The organism is Rhodopirellula maiorica SM1 (assembly GCF_000346295.1).
GTDB lineage: Bacteria > Planctomycetota > Planctomycetia > Pirellulales > Pirellulaceae > Novipirellula > Novipirellula maiorica.
In genome coordinates, this window is sequence record NZ_ANOG01000950.1 from 1 (window position 1) to 1,377 (window position 1,377).

The following is a 1,377-nucleotide window of genomic DNA, read 5'->3' on the forward strand; positions in this document are numbered from 1 at the left end:
GCAAGATGCCATGCGCAGAATGGTCACAGTCGGATTTGCTGGAACATGGCGTCGGGTTTGCCTAGCCGTCAAAGCCTTCCAAGCAGCTGAAAATCAGTCGGATCACTGATTCTCGAGGCACCGAGCGCCGATATCGTTAGTGTCCCGCCAACAAAGGCTTCACATCAACGAAGGTGACGTCGGACTTGGCGAGGCAAAACAGAAGGCTTCGATATCGGATGTCGAGGCGAAAAGGTATTTCGACCCAGGAGAGCTCGATCGCTCAAACCCATCTCTGCCACGACTCGAATCCGTTCGGATCGCGGCGTTGATGAATTCAGGTTCACAGCAAACTAACGAAGTCGGCGGGCCGGGTGCTCGCACCCGAATCCGTTAGGGTTTGTTGAAACAGTCATAAGGTGTGATCGTCGGCGACTTCGTTCGACGACTGGATCTTCCGCTTACCTGAACAACGAGCAGTCGCACTCATCACAGAAATGCCGACTTACACCCCGCAGAAAATGGCATAAAGGGAGACGTGGCTCCAATGAAGCGGACAATCTTAACTTTGACCCTCGTATTGGGTAGTTCAATTTGTAGCCAAAGCTTTGGATTCGATCTGTTGGATCGAATGCTTGGCGTTAAAGGCTGTGGCAGCACTTCAAGCTGCTGCGATGCACCAACATATGACTGTGACAGCCCTTGTGGCTGTGACGTAGAACCTGCATGTGGCTGCGAAGCCCCATGTGGCGGTTGCGAAAAATCGGGCTGCGGCCTGCTAGGCGGCCACTGTGGCGAGCCAGCATGCGGTTGCGAAGCACCCGTTTGTGACGGTGGCTGCGAAGCTCCCGCTTGCGGATGTGCGGAACCTGCCTGCGGTTGCGAAGCCCCATGCGGTAAGAAATCGGGTTGTGGCCTGTTCGGTCACGACAAATCGGCTTGCGGATGTGCTGAGCCCGCTTGCGGTTGCGAAGCACCCGTCTGTGGCGGATGCGAAGCAGCACCTGCATGTGGCTGCGAAGTCGCACCTGAATGTGGCTGCGAAGTCAACGCATGTGACTCGGCTTGTGGCAAGAAGAAGCACTGCGGCGGATTGCTGTCGAAGTTGTTCTCGCACAAGAGCAGCTGCGGATGTGACTCAGGTTGCGAAATCCCAGCATGTGGCTGCGAAGCTCCTACCTGTGGCTGCGAAGTTGCTACCTGCGATAGCGGATGCGACAGCGGTTGCAAACGACCTGGTCTGTTGACCAAGTTGTTCGGAAACCTTGGCTGCGACAAAGGTTGCGACAGCGGCTGTGACGTTGGCTGCGACAGCGGCTGCGGATGCGGAGCACCTGCTCCCTACTCGGCTCCTTACCAATCGGCTCCTGCTCCAGCAATGGAAGCAGCTCCAATGCC

The 1,377-nt window shown here is 56.4% G+C and carries 1 protein-coding gene; it reads right to left on the bottom strand.

All coding sequences use genetic code 11. The features are described 5' to 3' along the window. Positions 1-620: 620 nt before the first annotated feature. Positions 621-1,007, bottom strand: coding sequence for a hypothetical protein (locus tag RMSM_RS40270; protein WP_144058075.1), 387 nt, complete (start codon positions 1,005-1,007; stop codon positions 621-623). Between the last annotated feature and the right edge of the window lie 370 nt (positions 1,008-1,377).